The organism is secondary endosymbiont of Ctenarytaina eucalypti (genome assembly GCF_000287335.1).
Classification (GTDB): domain Bacteria; phylum Pseudomonadota; class Gammaproteobacteria; order Enterobacterales; family Enterobacteriaceae.
Map to the genome: position 1 here is coordinate 539,343 of NC_018419.1, position 15,552 is coordinate 554,894.

Below are 15,552 nucleotides of genomic sequence, written 5' to 3' on the forward strand. Positions count from 1 at the left end.
TGGCCTGGGTGGGGATAACAAGTATGTTGCTATATTTTAGCTAGTGTTTCAATGCATTAAATATTTTTTCGGCCAAGACTTTCGAGATACCCGGTACTTGGGCTATTTCCGCTATACTAGCATTTCGTAACGCTTGCAGGCCGCCAAGGTACTTTAGTAGCGACTGTCGACGTCGCAATCCTACTCCCTGAATCAATTCTAGTGAGCTGGTATTTTTTACTTTCGCACGCTTATTGCGATGACCTGTAAGCGCATGATTATGTGATTCATCACGGATATGCTGAATCAGATGCAGCGCTAGAGAATCTGTCGGAAGTGCTATCCCCGATTCATGCGGTTCAAAAAAAAGCGTTTCCAGGCCAGCTTTACGGTTTAAGCCTTTTGCTACCCCAAGCAAGACTACACCTGATGTGTCCCAAAATGCGTCCAGCTCCTTGAAAACCAATTTAGCTATACCCAAATGCCCTTTACCACCATCGATAATCACCACGTCCGGTCTTTTCTTTTCTTCAAGAGCTTTACCATAACGACGGCGAAGGACTTGTAAGATTGCAGCATAATCATCACCAGGAGTAATCCCTTGAATGCTATAACAGCGATATTCAGCGCGCGCCGGTCCGTGTCTATCAAAAACGGCGCAAGAGGCGATCGTCTGTTCGCCCATCGTATGGCTAATATCAAAACATTCCATTCGCTTAATTTTCGCAATGCTTAATTGTTCTTCCAGGGCCAATAACCGTTGATGTACTGTTGACTGCTGCGATAGCTTTGCCATCAACGCCGTCGCGGCATTGGTATAGGCTAGCTTTGAATATTGAGCGCGATAGAAACGCAGTTTTGTTCGGATACTCACGCGCCTTCCTGTTTTCTTACTAAGTGCGCTTACTAGCACTTCTTTCTCAGGCAGTGGAATGTCTAATAGAATCTCTTCCGGTAGCGACCTGATCTGACTGCCTTGAAGATAAAATTGCCCGACAAAAGTCTGTACTACTTCTGCCAAGTCCGTTCCGGAAGGCACTGTTGGAAAATAGCTACGGCTACCCAATACTTGTCCCTGTCGGATAAACAGAACATGGATACACGCGATACCGGCGGCGAATGATACGCCTATAACGTCTACATCTTTCCGGGCGCCGGTAACAAACTGTTTTTCCGTGACTCGGCGCACCGCACGGATCTGATCTCGCGCACGCGCTGCATCCTCAAACTTTAGCATACGACTTGCCAACTCCATCTGCTCCACAAGGTGATCAATCACCTTGTCATCTTTGCCTGACAAGAAACAGCGGACATATTCCACGTACTGCTGGTATGCCTCATCGCTGACTAGCCCCGGCACGCATGGGCCCAGACAACGACCGATCTGATACTGTAGGCACGGCCGTGAGCGATGACGATATACGCTATCCTTGCATTGACGAATGGGGAATAGCTTTTTTAAAATGGAGAGGGTCTTCTCGACCGCATCGCTATTAGGAAACGGCCCAAAATACTCCCCCTTTGCATGCTTAGCCCCACGATGGGCTATGAGGTGAGGGTGCGCATCGCTGCTGAGAAAAACGAAAGGATACGATTTATCATCGCGAAGTAATACGTTATAGCGTGGCTGATACAGCTTAATATAGTTATGCTCTAGTAGTAGTGCTTCGGTTTCAGTATGGGTAATGGTCACATTAATATACCGAATTTTTTTCACCAGACATGAGGCTTTAGTGGTCAGGTGAGTACCAAAATAGCTCGCCAGACGTTTTTTTAGATCTTTGGCCTTGCCGACATAGATAACCGTACCAGATGCATCATGCATGCAATAGACTCCAGGCTGACTGGTTACCGTGCTCAGAAACTGTTTAGCGTTAAAATTATCACTCACTACTGCATCAAATCTCTATTTAGAACAACCTATAGTGAATAGCCAGATAGCGTGATTCTACTTCACCGCTGCTTTTTTGTGCACTAAATGTCCGATAACGATAGCTATGCATAGTTTTAGGGAGCTGATTGAGTTGTTTGAACGGGGCCACTGGCCTTGTGAAAGTAGGTAACCAGCACGCGTGATTTAGAGCGCTTATTTAGATACATATCTCAAAGAGATAGCGGCCTAAAGCTCCAGCTGAATTAGGGTTATCTGCTAAGCGATAGCGGATTGTATCTTGTGCACGGCTTAATAGGGTATGCCGAGCCTAGGACACACCTGTATTCGCTCAGGTAGGCGGCTTTTCTAAAGTATCGCGCAGCAACCTTTGCATTACTTTAGCAAAAATAACTGTTTGTGTAAAAGGTCAACAGAATGACTTTTATGCTCGAATAAAATCACACGAGTTTGTATGTAGCCTTGCATCTATTTATGCCCGTCGTATTCATATCCATGAATACGAGACGGTGCTGAAATTGTTCCGTACAACTTAAGCGCATTGTCGCTAAAAAATGCTGTTCTAATTTATTTGAAACTTTGGTATCTTGAAGAATGTATAATATCTCTTTAAAGATCAATGAGTAGTCATACGTTATTTAAAAACATTGGGTATGATATAAAGTGAAGAAAATATTGAATACTGCATATTAAAAATGTACAGCAAATCAAAAAAGCAGTATCTTCTTTTGATTTCAAAATTTAGCCGTGTCTGCCTGGGCGCACTCATTTTAGATGCTCTAGTACTCGCTCTACTAGAGATTAAACTACAATAAAGCTAGAATATCAAGATAGTTTATTCCTTTTTTATGGCTAAAAACCTCTCTCCCGCAACCTGCATTACCTACAGGTTCATGCGGCTATCAACACTTTTCTACGAACAGTAGGGGGATGTAGCAATAACATCAAGATCTTATTGAACAGCAAGGCATGATGCAGTTCTGAGATGCGGTGTTAGTAAAAAACCTCTTCATCTCAAAGCTGTTTCCGGATCGGGGTGACTGTATCGCTTTACGCTTTAGAGAGTAAAAAATTTACTAAAGCAATAAAGTAAAAGATTTTTTTTCAAAAGACTTTTTCTCATTCAGGAACATCATTACAAAAGCATTTCTGAATACACTAGAATGATGTCGTGAGCGTCCTACTAGCATCTCTATTCTTACGAAATGCGGTTAGTGTTAGGGATGCCTAATGCTTACCTAAATACATAGATCACGAGGTAAACATTAGAGCATGTTACTGTCTTCATTTTAAAACATGCGCCCTATAGCAAGCCGACCATTTCAAATCAATAACTAGAGTTCTTACAATCAGGCCTAAAACAGCGCCGCTGTCTGAAAATATACAGGTCTGCGTAATCTATTTTTGATAAGTAAAGAACATTGCTCTTGGCAAGTAAACCGGTTACTTTTCTGCTTAAATAAACTATTGATGAGGTTCGAATCATAAAACAAGATCGTCGGCTTTGCGCGAAGAGCATGAAAAAGATTCCTGGAATCTATTGTAAACTTACAGCACTACCTGAAAAATGCGAAGACTATTCTTTTCTCATGGGGGCGGCCCCTTCTCGTATCAGCATAACAGCATAAAAGTAGTGATATGATCCCGTGCTTCAGTTTTTATATAGAAAAACACAGCATCAGACGTAAAATCAATTTGGTAGTAGCCAGCACTAGGTATAAATGATTGCTATTTCTTTATCACACATCAGTCCTAACAATCAATAGCTTCTGCTGCATTTTATAAAGCAAATTCAGAAGTAAATCTAGGCAACAGAAATCCATAAAGCTAGTAATATACATTACTAGAATGATGTTTTTTGACTGAAAAAATACAGCTGATTATCTAGCTGCAGGGTCGAAGATTCTTCATGCTATAATATGATTATCTCTACGCGCTTAAAATAAGCGTCTCAGCGGCAATCATGATAAACAGGGAAAAGATATTACTTTACGCCTAATAAACTAAAAGTGATTTCTTACAGTGTCTCCGGGTTGTCATGTATCCTTCTTGATACAGCCCCGTCTGGTTTTAGTAATTTATTGCGGAAGAGCATATCTATTGTCCCTCGACGTGTTTTTTGGTAACATGGGTTAACAGTTAATGCATTCTGTGCTAAAAGTGGAGATTCATCTTCAATGAGACAGACGCACTCTATAGAACAAGAGTGCATAACTCAGAAATATCCCTTAGTTACGCACGAAGTGCGTTGTATCACGAGAATCGAAGCTTTTTGAATTAAAAGTAGTTTGACTGCTCTTCTCATACATTGTAGTTAAAATTCTAGTGTTGTCCGGTGTACTTTGTTCTCATAAAGTCATGCCTCATCACGATTAAATCTATTAATTCAAAAAACATAAGGCGCCGACACGTTATCTGTAACTGCAATCGTTATAATACAGCTATGAGTAATGCGCCGGACAGTATAGAAGATAGCGCGCTGCTCAGTTCACTGCTGCAAAATAGCTTACATAGCAATAAGAGGATATTGCGTCAAATATATTAGGACTGAAGCTGCTGTCTCTCGACCACGCAAACAAACTGTCAGGGCCGTTATTTTAAAATGCAAGCCTTGCATTATGTAGCTAGTACTGATGGTCAAATCTTGTCGTGACGTGTGTAAATTCTCAGCAAGTGTCCAAGCATCTCTAGCGTTCAATCATCGCTGTAAAACATGGCATGCAATGGAGAGTATCTCAATCAGCACTTTTTTCGGTTAAAATTACTGCATATTTTTTCTACGCTAGAAGAAGACTCATATTCACGCTAATACAATAAGGTTTTTCTCAAAGAAAAGAAAAATTTTTTAATTTTATTTATATTATCTGAGTTCAATCGCTGCAGCAGATATATTCCGGTTCAAAAACTTATTGGGTGCTCCTCTACAAAAGAAAAGAGAAGCAATTGCAATAGTAGCGTGCAATCACGTTCTTGGGTTGCGCTGCTAGCGATAAGGAATACAAGCCACAGAAGCCACAGTGCATAACTTGTCATAAGCTGTAAAGAATTTAACAACGCCACTTCAAGGATGTTGTCTTTGAGGTTCTAATTTTCAGTAGTTTATTCGTACAACCTCATCTCAATCTCCTGAAAGAAAGGGTCATCAGTGATCAATCAAATACAGCCTCATATTTTATGAAAATAGCACTTGATGTCAAAATTATACTTGACTATAAAAGATGGTATTCCTATACTAATTTTCTTTTGACACATGTACTAATTATTTGGTGAGGTGTCCGAGCGGCTTAAGGAGCACGCCTGGAAAGTGTGTATATGCGAATGTATATCGAGGGTTCGAATCCCTCCCTCACCGCCAGACTACACATAAATCCACCGGGGGATATACAGTCTCTTCTAGCAAATTACTGCTATCTTGCTAGTATGAAGTTTTGATCACCTCATATGTACGCTTTTTTCATAAAATCTAGCCGTATAATGTTAATGTTCAAGTACTTATATGGCAACTCTCTCCGTTCTTTTAATTCAATAAATATTTCTTCTATCATCTCTCATTGCCTGTAAACTATAGGTAGAAAACTTCAAATAACTGGAGGCTTTATTACTTTAGTCGAAGTGTTTGTAATAATCTCCTCAGCACACTAAACAATTAGTGCCTCTCAATGAGAGTAACAGTAAAATACTAATAACATTACAGGTTGTCTCGGCACATAGATGTTAACAGGTAGTGAAATTCGTCATTGATTCATGCATAAACCTTATCAATCTGGTGGCTATTTGTAAAATAGTCAAGTAAGGCTGACAGAAGCATGCTAAAAATATAGATTGAGCCCTTAAGACCGGAATGCTTCAAAAGAAAATGAAAGACTAGAGATACTCTGTTGACATTACCTTTATGTCTACATGACCATAAAAATGGTCACAGAACTTAATTATATGACGTTGTTAAAATAAAATATTAACACAATACCCGGATCTCGTAAATAGCCCCCACTAACAGCAAAATTCATCATACGCTCTGGTCTCTTCATTAAGAACACGATTTATGGAAAGATATTTAAATTTTACGTGGATAAATAAATATGTCATCAATTGCAATCAAAATGTATAAGACGCTACAGACTTTAACTTTATAGGCTTATCAAATGCAAGAGGCCACAGGCCTTATCAATAGTTGACTAGTAACAGAACGCAAAAGATTAGTGATAAGAAGAAATAAGCAGAACTTATGCTCTGTCATTGAAAACGATGGATTTCATGGCTTGATCACCAATATAGATGCGTGCGTGTTGACCACCTAGGTAACAGCGATCACCGCGAGAAGGCGTGATAGCAGTTAATTCCGATCGTGTCACCGTCAAAGGCTCAGTGTGCCAACCTATCGGCTGCACCACCAATTGCCAGTAGTGCCCCCGCGGACTGACATCAATAATCTGTACCGGCAACGGGCAGGCAGTAGTAGACTCTTCGCTTAAACTCATCTCCCACGGCCGGAAAAACAACTCCACCGACCCCTGATGCACTGGTCTGTAATGAAGCGGCCAATGACACGGGCCGATCAAGAGCTCGGCCCCTCGGATTTCCCCGTCTAGGCGATTGACCTCGCCAAGAAACTCCAATACAAAACGACTTGCTGGCTCACGCCAAACCTCCTGCGGCGTTCCTACCTGTTCAATATTACCCTGACTCATCACCACCACCCGATCAGCGACCTCCATCGCCTCTTCCTGATCGTGAGTGACAAATACACTGGTAAATTTTAACTCTTCGTGCAACTGACGCAGCCATCGGCGCAACTCTTTACGGACCTGTGCATCAAGAGCACCAAAAGGCTCATCGAGTAGTAAAATTTCCGGCTCTACCGCTAGGGCGCGCGCCAAGGCTACGCGCTGTTTCTGACCACCGGAAAGCAGGGAAGGATATCGGGTAGCAAACTGGCTTAGTTGCACCATCTCCAGCAAGCTGGCCACTTTCTGCTTAATAACGGACTGCGCAGGACGTTTTCGTCGGGGCAGGATCGTCAGACCAAAGGCAACATTCTCAGCGACGGTCATGTGGCGAAAAAGAGCGTAGTGCTGAAACACAAAACCTACGTGACGTTCACGGGCATGCATTCGACTGACATTTTTACCGCTGAAACATACACGACCGCTATTTTGATATTCGAGCCCCGCAATAATACGTAAGAGCGTTGTCTTTCCCGACCCGGACGGTCCCAGAAGCGCAACCAACTCCCCGGAGTTGATGTTTAGCGAGATATCGTTCAGTACTTTGCTGCTATCAAAAAACTTAGTGATCTTATCGATCGCTATACTCATTGCGCCTCCCTCTCTCGATAGCACGCAAGGCGCCACTGCAGCCCGCGCTTCAAGCATAATGTTACAATTGCCATAAATGTCAACAGCGCGGCAGCAGTAAACGCGCCCACGGCGTTATAATCCTGATATAGCAATTCCACCTGTAGCGGCAAAGTATAAGTTTCCCCTCGGATAGCTCCCGATACCACCGATACGGCTCCGAACTCGCCGATAGCGCGAGCATTAGTTAGAATGACGCCATATAGTAATGCCCAGCGGATATTAGGCAGTGTAACAAGGCGAAACATTTTCCATCCAGATGCGCCTAATAGAACGGCCGCTTCGTCCTCTTCGCTACCCTGACTGAGCATCACCGGAACTAGTTGACGCACTACGAATGGACATGTAACGAATATCGTCACTAGCACCATACCCGGACAAGAAAACATCAATTGAAGATCATGCTCATTTAACCAATTTCCTACAGCACCATTGCTGCCGTAAAGCAGCAAATAAAGCAGTCCCGCCACCACTGGCGACACCGCGAAGGGCACATCCATCAGCGTCAGCAGTAATTGACGGCCTCGGAAATTAAACCGAGTTACTAACCAGGCCATTAAGGTACCGAAGACGACATTAATCGGCACGGTAATTAGGGCAATCAGCACCGTCAGCCAAACCGCGTGTAGCATGTCCCTATCATTGAGGTTTTTCCCCACAACTGCTAGACCTTCCGCCAGTGCGCTGGCAAAAATAAAAATTAGCGGCATCAAAATCAATAGTAGAGAAATGAATGCCCCCAGGCCGATCAAAATCCATTGCCTCCAAAGAAAAGGGGCGCGGACGGTGCCGTTAAATCTGGAGATATTCGTCATCATTTCCCCCTCCCTAGTCGGCGACCGAACCATGATTGCAGCACATTAATGCCAAACAGAAGCATTAGGGACACCGAGAGAATGACCGAGGCCATCGCGCTGGCCGCTGGGTAATCGAACTCCTGAAGGCGAATAAAAATCATCAACGAGGCGACCTCTGTCTTCCAGGCAACGTTACCAGCTATAAAGATAACCGCGCCAAACTCACCCAGGCTACGGGTAAAAGATAGCGCAGTTCCAGCTAATAGCGATGGAGCGACTTCCGGTAAAATGACGCGACAAAACGTCTGCCAATGCCTCGCGCCTAAAGTTTGTGCTGCCTCTTCATATTCTGGCCCGAGTTCTTCTAGAACTGGCTGCACCGTACGTACCACGAATGGGATGCTGGTAAAAGCCATGGCCACTGCTATACCGATCCAAGTATACGACACTTTAATCCCGAGCTGCGCTAACCAGAAACCGTACCAGCCCGTCGTAGAAAATAACGTGGCTAATGTAAGACCCGCCACTGCGGTTGGGAGCGCGAACGGTAAATCTATTAAGCCATCTAAAAATACACGGCCTGGAAACCGGTAGCGGCTGAGAATCCAGGCCATTAACATGCCAAAGATCGCATTAAACATGGACGCTACTCCGGCACAAATGAGCGTAATTTTATACGCCGCTATTAGCTCCGGCTCAGTGATGAGACTCCAGTACTGCAACCAGCTCATCTGCGCCAGTTGCATGACCAGCGCACTTAACGGTAGCAGTAAAATTAGGCAGACGAAAAACACGCTACACCCTAGGCTCAGGCCGAAGCCGGGCAGAACTCTCTTGTTAGTCAAGCCTAACATTAGCGGCGACCTGCTGATAGCAACTGGTCTAATTCACCGCCGCGATCGAAATGCTCGACCATGGCCGAAGGCCAACTGCCGAACCGATCCTCTACTCTAAATAGGCGAGTCAGAGGAAATTGGTTTTTCTTTTCATGCATCAGCTGCGCGTCATTCACCCGATAATAAAAACCGGCGATAATTTGCTGTGCGTCATGACTATATAGGTAGTTGAGATAAGCTTTGGCCACCTGGGTAGTGCCGTTCTTCTCTACATTCTTATCTACCCAGGCTACTGGGAACTCCGCCAAAATATTCGTGCTCGGCACGATAACCTCAAAGTTACCAGAACCGGCATGGTCACGTAGAGTATTAACCTCTGATTCAAAACTGATTAACACATCACCTTGCCCACGCTCAACAAAGGTCGTTGTCGCGCCACGGCCGCCGGTATCGAATACCTCGACGTTGGCAAGAAATTTCTGCATCCAAGCACGGGTTTCATCGCGATTTCCGTAAAACGCTTCCTCCATCGCCCCCCAGGCGGCTAAATAGGTATAGCGGCCATTCCCCGAAGTTTTTGGGTTAGGAAACACTAACCGCACGCCCTCCCGGGCTAAATCTCGCCATTCGTAGATGCCTTTTGGGTTTCCCTTACGTACTAAAAACGCCATAGTCGAATAATAAGGCGAGCTTTGGTTAGGCAGCCGAGCACGCCAATCGGCGGCAATGAGTTGACCGCGATCATGAAAGATTTGTACATCCGTGACTTGATTATATGTGACCACATCCGCTGGAAACCCCTGCAAAATAGCTAGTGCTTGCCGGGACGATCCTGCATGAGACTGACGAATGGTTAGCGTATCTCCAGGATGCGCCTGTTTCCATTGAGCGATAAAGCCAGGGTTCAAGGCAGCGAACAACTCACGGGCGACGTCATAGGAGCTGTTCAGCAATGCCGTGGCGTGCACTGGTCCACAGACCAGCATCGCCACTGTGACGCACCCACGCATTGCCCGGCTGAAAAAAAGCGTAAAGGTCATGATGTATCCTATTGGTGAAGGACAAAAACCGCCCAGATATCTTTACAGTCTATTTATAACGCGTAGATAACTAGTAACGCTTTTATATATCGATTGGTGATTTACAAGTCTCAAAAAGCATAAGTCAAAAGCATCCGTCAAGAGCAGAGACTGGACCACATCGCCTCCCATAGGCCCTGACAGAGGCGGTTAGCCGCCTCGCACGTTAGGGATCCAGTCATCAGATGTCGCCGTAGCAAATCTACGAACTTAGAAAAAGTGGCTATGCGCAGGGTTTTTCTTCAGCTACCAACAGCATAATGCTTAGCTCAAACGTCGAGCGGTGACCCCCCCCTTCAGTGAACGTACTCCAATGCACTTAAAATACGTACACAAGTAAGACTGCATAGACCGTGTGGTGTGAAGCTAAAAAATCAAAGAACTCGCCGTCCTGATTGCGATCCTTACGACAAATCACCATAGGTGATCGTATACACAGTCCTAAACGATGAATCGCTATTGACACTGCGGGCACGTTCAATCGAAACGTCGTATCTTTTTTGAATGTATTAGAGTTTATGAGAAGATAGCAGAGATTTTAAAGCTATATTTGATGTTATGAGAACGCTATTCTCTTATACAAGTAGTTTATGTCGTTAAGTGTTGCGACTATTATCATCATCCTTGTTTAGCCTCGCATCATCAACCAGATGTAACGTGACTATTTAGTAGTGTGTTGTGAATTGAAAATATAGCTTTTCAGCAAAAACATGGGGCCTGTGAGCAGCACCCGCTCTCTGAAAATGTTAGGGCATTATGCACGACTGGTGCAGGTGCCTGTGCTGATTTTTAACTTAGTAGTTAGCCATATCATTATGGGTCCAGCTAATATTTTTCTCCTAGTTATTTCGGCAAAACGGTTATCTATTCCCTCAATAGGACTTTGTTCAACAAAAAGATTTCTTGCCACCCTTCCATCAAGTGAGTGCCATTTGCAATGTAAAATCATAAAGCAAAACTTTATGAGGACAGAGCGCTCCGAGATAACAAGAATTGTCTATTACACTTTCATGGTAAAATAGCATACTTCCTAATCATTCCTACCATTCCATGAATGGGCTATCATGATATTAACCTCAATCCTAAGCGCCCGCGCTGTCCTTCTACATATTGCCCGGGACTTGAACTGGTCAGATCAAATAAAGCCAGCTCATGACTGGTCTTGCTGTGCAATAAAGCAACGAAGATACTTTTCGCGATAGATTAGACCTGAGGTCATACTTTGCATGTATCAAAATTTTGCTGCTGACTGTATTTATGCTTCCTTAGAAAGGCTCTTCATCTTCCTAAGATCAACGACTCAATCAAGACTTTCACTGAGTTTTGACATTTTGATGCTGATATGCACTTTTTTATTTTTTCTAAAAACGCACAGTCCAGACATCTTAGCAGTAGCTCGAAATGCTTAACAATCGCGTAAACGCAGCCTTATGCAGGACATAGCGAAAGGCAAAACACTTGCTGCATCATTGGAACAGTAGTCATTGCACGATCCTCGAGTAAAAAAGTAGGCAGTCACGCTACCCAGTAGATGTTTTTCTGTCCATGCAGCAATAGCTAATAGTTTACTCATTCATGCATAAAGCAGTGGCGGTCCGGCGGAGAATATTTGTCTCCCGTGTCATCGCTTTTAGCTGATGAATACCTACTGTTCGTCGCCATGTCTTGATGCTATGCGTTCAATCCAAACTAGTTCAATGCGATATCCAACCATTTTGCGAATAGTAAAACGCCACTCGTCCATTATCAGTACATCACCCTCCGCGGGCATCTGATCACACTGAGACAGCAACAACCCTGACAAGGAGGCAACGTTCTCACACCCAAGACCTGACGCCTGCATATCTAGCATCTGCTTTAATGCACGCGGATCAGTGAGGCCTTTAGCTAACCAGCCGTCCTCGTAGGCCTTTATTACCGGCGTCTCATCTTCGTCGGGAAACTCGCCAGCGATCGCCTTTAACACGTCTAGCGGCGTCACAAGCCCCTGTAAAACGCCGAATTCGTTAGACACCATCACCATACTGCCTTTCGCCCGACGTAGCTCCTCTAGCAGCTTCAATACATCTAGGGTTTCTAGGACGACAATCGCCGGATTAGCAGCGGCATAGGATTTTACTTGTTCTCCGCTATCCACCGCAGCCATTACATCCCTTGCTCGAACTATACCAATCAGCTGATCCAGCTCACCGTTACAAACCGGAAACATGTTGTACGGTGTCTTCATCAGTGTCGCACGTAGCTCTTCTGTCGGCCGCTGGCAATCTAGCCAGGCTATCTTATTACGCGGCGTCATCACACTGCGTAGAGTGCGCGAGGATAGCGACAAAACACAGGTGATCATATGGCGATCTTCGTCGGCAAAATGCACTTGCCTCAACGCTTTTGGCGCATCATCGGAGCCAATTTCGCGCTGTGGAGCGCCCCTCATCAAACGCATAATCGCTTCTGCGGTACGCTCGCGCATCGGCTTGATAGACTGATTTCTGATAAAATTGCGTCGTGCAATCTGATTAAACGTCTCAATCAGCATTGAGAAGCCAATGGCGGCATACAAATAACCTTTCGGAATATGAACACCAAACCCTTCAGCAATCAAACTAAGACCTATCATCAGCAAGAAGCTGAGACACAGCACAACGACGGTTTGATGTCGGTTAACGAAACGCGTGAGCGCACGAGATGCTAGTAGCATAATTGCCATAGCAATCACCACCGCGATCATCATGACGGGAAGATTGTTGACTATCCCTACTGCCGTAATGACCGCATCTAAAGAAAATACCGCGTCAAGAATTACAATTTGCACTACTACCGCGAAAAAGCTAGCATACCCTCGCCCAGCACTACTGTCGTGTTCTTTATGGTCTAAACGTTCATGCAACTCCGTCGTTGCCTTGCATAAAAGAAAAATTCCACCTAAAAGCAGGATGAGCTCTCGGCCAGAAAAAGAAAAGTCGCTAAAAGCACATAGCGGCCGCGTCAGCGTAACAATCCACGAAATCAGCGACAACAACCCAAGGCGCATCATTAGTGCTAACGAAAGACCGACCACTTGTGCGCGATCGCGCTTTTTCGGCGGTAGCTTATCTGACAGTATCGCAATGAAGACTACGTTATCGATGCCAAGAACAATCTCCAATACTATTAGGGTCAATAATCCTACCCAAATTGAGGAATCCATTAAGAGTTCCATCACGGGCTCCGTAAAGCATTTAGACTGTAATGCTTAAAAGTTTGCACCGCATCTTGGCCGGCTAAGATGCGCGCTTTCTTAAGGGGGGTCAGTCAAATATCACGTAAGGCAGGATCCAGCGCGAAGCGCCAGTGAGGGGGAAGCGATAACCGAACGAGCGGACACAGCATAATGCAATAGCTTCGGAAACAGTCCATCTGAGAGGTGTTTTCTCTTTATCTATGAGTTTAAACTTCAATTGTATCAGATCATCATAGCTCGGAACAAAATATTTTAATTTAGACTCATTAGTTATTATCCCTGACACTTTTATGTATGTTTATACTGATCACAGTAGGAAAATAACTGCGCGTCGTCACAATTTTTATTTTTTTACACACTAAAATAAACGTTGAATCAAGAGCTGTTTGTTTGCTTAGATCAGTAAAAGTATTTAGATATCGAAAAAATAAAATTCAGGTTAAAGATCACTCCTGACGTTTTAGTCATGCCAACAAAGAGTGATAGTTAAAGCCCTCAACAGGGCTTTTGCACAATTCGCATAACCCATTTTTTTAATATTAGGAGGTATCTAGTGAGCATTGCTATTATTATTGGCACTCACGGGTTAGCGGCCGAGCAATTACTAAAAACAACCGAAATGATTTTAGGCACGCAGGAAAACGTGGCCTGGATCGATTTCGTCCCCGGCGAAAACGCTGAAACATTAATTAAAAAATATGCGGCTCGTCTAGCATCTCTTGAAACGACAGAAGGAGTGTTATTTCTAGTCGATACCTGGGGGGGGAGTCCGTTTAATGCAGCTAGCCGGATTGTACTCGATAAAGAGAATCATGAAGTCGTGACGGGTGTTAATATCCCTATGCTGGCGGAAACATTTATGGCTCGCGACGATACCCCTACCTTTCAGGAACTTGTTGGTATCGCAGTAGAAACCGGTCGTGTTGGCGTAAGAGCTCTGAAAACCGTGCAACTGACGCCGGCACCGATACGCGCAACCTCATCATCGATGTCCGCCCGATCAGAGGGTCACATGAGCATTGGTTTAGCTCGCATTGACGACCGTCTTATTCACGGCCAAGTAGCCACTTGCTGGACGAAGGAAACCAACGTTAAACGCATTATCGTAGTCAGCGACGAAGTAGCCGCAGATAAAGTGCGAAAAACTCTACTCACCCAGGTAGCGCCTCCTGGAGTCACAGCCCATGTAGTTGACGTAGCCAAAGCTATCCGCGTTTACAATAACCCGAAATATGCGAATGACCGCGTCATGCTGTTATTTACCAACCCAGTCGACGTCCTACGTCTCATTGAAGGGGGTGTCGCGATTACGTCTGTTAATATTGGTGGTATGGCCTTCCGGCAGGGAAAAACCCAAGTGAACCATGCTGTATCGGTAGAAGAAAAGGACATTGAGGCGTTCAATAAACTCAATGAGCGCGGTATTGAACTAGAAGTGCGTAAAGTTTCCAGCGATTCCGCGCTGAACATGATGGATTTAATTAAAAAACTCAGCCGATAAGCCCGACGCCGAACTATTACCATTTATAATAGCGTCCCTTTACCTGACAACAGAGTCATCGCTCTACTGACTTAAGAGAGAGGATAGGTGCAATGGAGATTAGCACACTGCAAATTTTACTGATATTCATCGTCGCTTGTATTGCAGGAATGGGTTCGATTCTCGATGAATTTCAGTTCCATCGTCCGCTGGTGGCCTGTACCTTGATTGGTCTAGTCCTTGGCGACATGAAAACTGGTATCATCATCGGTGGAACATTAGAAATGATCGCGCTTGGCTGGATGAACATAGGAGCCGCAATCGCACCGGATGCTGCCCTGGCCTCTATTATCTCTACCATACTAGTGATAGTAGGTCATCAAAGCGTTGGTGCCGGTATCGCGCTCGCCATACCACTCGCGGCCGCAGGACAAGTGCTAACTATCATTGTACGTACCATTACTGTTGCTTTTCAGCACGCCGCCGATAGCGCCGCCGAACGCGGCAATCTGACTGCTCTGAGCTGGATACACGTTTCGGCACTGGTGCTGCAGGCAATGCGTATTGCTATTCCTGCGGTAATCGTTGGTGTATCGGTTGGTACCGAAGCCGTACACAATATGCTAAGATCGATTCCAGATGTCGTCACCAGCGGACTCAATATCGCTGGCGGTATCATTGTAGTTGTTGGTTATGCGATGGTAATCAACATGATGCGTGCTGGCTATTTGATGCCTTTCTTATATCTCGGTTTCGTCACTGCAGCATTTACTAGCTTTAACTTGGTGGCGCTAGGGGTGATCGGCGTGGTCATGGCCATGATCTATATCCAGCTCAACCCACGCTACAATCAGATTGCAGGAAAGGCCGCACAGGATCAGACTGCTAAAGAGCTCGATAATGAACTGGATTAATAGGT

General features: G+C 44.7%; 8 protein-coding genes and 1 tRNA gene. 3 read left to right on the forward strand and 6 right to left on the reverse strand.

The window, feature by feature from the left end:
* Positions 1-40 precede the first annotated feature (40 nt).
* Positions 41-1,870: an excinuclease ABC subunit UvrC gene (gene uvrC, locus A359_RS01520; protein ID WP_044104486.1), complete on the reverse strand. Its 1,830-nt coding sequence runs from the start codon at positions 1,868-1,870 to the stop codon at positions 41-43.
* Between the two features lie 3,265 nt (positions 1,871-5,135).
* Between uvrC and A359_RS01525 the strand changes: the two genes are divergently transcribed.
* Positions 5,136-5,225: transfer RNA gene (locus A359_RS01525), tRNA-Ser, on the forward strand.
* Between the two features lie 868 nt (positions 5,226-6,093).
* Here A359_RS01525 and cysA read toward each other — a convergent pair.
* The 5 genes from cysA to A359_RS01550 form a co-directional block, all read right to left on the reverse strand.
* The gene (cysA, locus tag A359_RS01530; protein WP_014888065.1) at positions 6,094-7,185 is read right to left on the reverse strand and encodes a sulfate/thiosulfate ABC transporter ATP-binding protein CysA; all 1,092 of its coding nucleotides are present in this window, start codon (positions 7,183-7,185) and stop codon (positions 6,094-6,096) included.
* Entirely contained in the window at positions 7,182-8,039 is an 858-nt protein-coding gene (cysW, locus tag A359_RS01535; RefSeq protein ID WP_044104487.1) for a sulfate/thiosulfate ABC transporter permease CysW, read from the reverse strand. Before cysW ends, cysA begins: the two co-directional genes overlap by 4 nt.
* On the reverse strand, positions 8,039-8,875 hold the full coding sequence (gene cysT / locus A359_RS01540) for a sulfate/thiosulfate ABC transporter permease CysT (RefSeq protein ID WP_014888067.1): 837 nt from the start codon (positions 8,873-8,875) through the stop codon (positions 8,039-8,041). Before cysT ends, cysW begins: the two co-directional genes overlap by 1 nt.
* A complete protein-coding gene (gene cysP, locus A359_RS01545) occupies positions 8,875-9,867 on the reverse strand; it encodes a thiosulfate ABC transporter substrate-binding protein CysP (RefSeq protein ID WP_407635081.1) in 993 nt (330 codons plus the stop codon). The genes cysT and cysP overlap by 1 nt, the downstream gene beginning before the upstream one ends.
* 1,714 nt (positions 9,868-11,581) lie before the next feature.
* On the reverse strand, positions 11,582-13,132 hold the full coding sequence (locus A359_RS01550) for a TerC family protein (RefSeq protein WP_014888071.1): 1,551 nt from the start codon (positions 13,130-13,132) through the stop codon (positions 11,582-11,584).
* Positions 13,133-13,706: 574 nt separating this feature from the next.
* On the opposite strand from A359_RS01550, the gene manX reads away from it, so the two are divergent.
* On the forward strand, positions 13,707-14,654 hold the full coding sequence (manX, locus tag A359_RS01555; protein ID WP_014888072.1) for a PTS mannose transporter subunit IIAB: 948 nt from the start codon (positions 13,707-13,709) through the stop codon (positions 14,652-14,654).
* Positions 14,655-14,746: 92 nt separating this feature from the next.
* Positions 14,747-15,547 (forward strand): PTS mannose/fructose/sorbose transporter subunit IIC, encoded by an 801-nt coding sequence (locus A359_RS01560; protein WP_014888073.1) that lies wholly within the window; start codon positions 14,747-14,749, stop codon positions 15,545-15,547.
* The last annotated feature ends 5 nt before the right edge of the window (positions 15,548-15,552 follow it).